Annotated in this window: 2 protein-coding genes; one reads left to right on the top strand and one right to left on the bottom strand. The window is 69.0% G+C overall.

Going from position 1 to position 1935, the window contains the following annotated elements:
* Window positions 1-43: 43 nt before the first annotated feature.
* Complete coding sequence (locus tag DBR34_RS19295; RefSeq protein WP_128097977.1) at window positions 44-838, bottom strand: c-type cytochrome; 795 nt, start codon at window positions 836-838, stop codon at window positions 44-46.
* Window positions 839-991: 153 nt separating this feature from the next.
* Between DBR34_RS19295 and yihA the strand changes: the two genes are divergently transcribed.
* On the top strand, window positions 992-1615 hold the full coding sequence (gene yihA, locus DBR34_RS19290) for a ribosome biogenesis GTP-binding protein YihA/YsxC (RefSeq protein ID WP_038686269.1): 624 nt from the start codon (window positions 992-994) through the stop codon (window positions 1613-1615).
* Window positions 1616-1935: the final 320 nt, after the last annotated feature.

Genomic DNA, 1935 nt, shown 5'->3' with positions numbered 1-1935 from the left:
CCCGCCACGGGGGCGGGGCGGCCATTGCGCCGCCGAGCGGTCCTTACGGGGCCTTCGCCGGTTGTGCGGGGGTGGCCGAGGCGACATCGTCGGCGCGGTTGTGCAGGCCCTGCAGGTAGCTGCCCAGGGTCTGGATCTCCTGCTCGGTCAGCTGCTTTGCAATGGTGGCCATGATCTGGAAGTGTGCCTTGTCGGTTTCCTGGGTGGTGCCGGCCTGGTACTCCTGCAGCCGGCGCGCCACGTAGGCCGCATGCTGCCCGCCGATATGCGGGTAGGCCGGGCCCGGGTTGCCGGCGCCGGTGGGACCGTGGCAGGCCATGCACGCCGGGATGCCGCGTTCGGCATCGCCCCCGCGATACAACTGCTGCCCGATCTCGTAGAACTTCTTGCCGGCGTACGGACCTTCGCCCACCAGGCCATCGTCGGCAAGCCCGGCGCTGGCCTTCTGCGTTGCGAAATACGCACCGATGTCGCGCATGTCCTGCGGAGTGAGGTCCTGCACGAACGGCACCATCGCCGCCGAGGCCCCGGAGGTGCGCTGGCCGTTGGCGATCAAGGCCATCTGCTGGGCGGTATAGCGTTCGCTCTGCCCGGCGATGCTGGGATACATCTCCACGGTGGAGTTGCCATCGGCCGAATGGCAGGCGGCGCAGGCGGCGGCCTTGGTCTGGCCGGCCTTGGCATCCCCCCAGGTGGTCTTGCTGAAATCGACCTCCAGCGACGCGGTCTTGATCGGCCCGTTGTCAGGCAGGGGCGTGATCGAGGTCTGGGCGACCGCGACAGCGGCCAGCAGCGATACAGCAACAGCGGAAACGGCAAGAACGCGAGCGTGGCGCATGCGGAAGCTCCGTGTGGACCGGCCTGGCAGGTGCAGGGTGCACCCGCGGGGATCGCCCGATTATCCATGCGCTTTCACGCCACGGTCAACGCAGGGTGCAGCAAAACCGGCCGCGGCGGCGCGGATCCGGCCCGGACATGCGATCCTATGGGCATGTCATTGCTCCTCGAACGTGCCCACTATCTGCTTTCGGCCCACAACACCCGGCAATTGCCGGAGGATGTCGGGGCCGAAGTTGCCTTTGCCGGGCGCTCCAACGCCGGCAAATCCAGCGCCCTCAACGCCCTGACCCGCCAGAACAGCCTGGCCCGGGTCTCCAAGACCCCCGGCCGCACCCAGCAGCTGGTGTTCTTCGAAGTCACCCCGGAGGCCAAGCTGGTCGACCTTCCCGGGTACGGCTACGCCAAGGTGCCGCTGGATCTGCAGGCCCACTGGCAGGCCTTCATCGACCAGTACTTCCGTACCCGCGAGGCGCTGCGTGGCCTGGTGGTGGTGATGGACATCCGTCACCCGCTGAAGGATTACGACCGCCAGATGCTGGCCTATGCGGTGCAGCGCGGCCTGCCCGCGCACGCGCTGCTGACCAAGGCCGACAAGCTGGGCCGTGGCCAGCAGGGCATTGCCCTGCAGAAGGTGCGCAAGGAACTGCAGTCTTCGTTCGGCGACACCGTCAGCGTGCAGACCTTCTCCGGTCCGGCCCGCCAGGGCGTGGACGAAGCCCGCGGCATCATCGGCGGCTGGCTGGGCCTGAACAAGCCGGCCCCCGAAACCGCGTAACACCGCGCAGCCCCGTAACCGTGGGCCGGGGTACCGGCCAAGGCGCACGCATTCCGGTAATGCCGGCCCCTGGCTTGCCCGGTAACAGTGCGCGCATCCGGTAGTGCCGGCCGCTGGCCGGCCCCGTAACGGTGCGCGCATCCCGGTAATTCCGGCCGCTGGCCGGCCCGGTAACAGTGCGCGCATCCCGGTAGTGCCGGCGGCTGGCCGGCTCCCGATATATCAGGCCGAAAGAGGAGCCGGCCAGCGGCCGGCACTACCCGGTCAGCGTGCGGGCCGCCAACGAACGGCGGTCAGCGTGCGGGCCCGCCAACCAACGC

Source organism: Stenotrophomonas sp. HMWF003 (assembly GCF_003061285.1).
GTDB classification, from domain to species: Bacteria; Pseudomonadota; Gammaproteobacteria; order Xanthomonadales; family Xanthomonadaceae; genus Stenotrophomonas; species Stenotrophomonas maltophilia_AP.
This window is presented reverse-complemented; position numbering and strand designations above follow the sequence as displayed.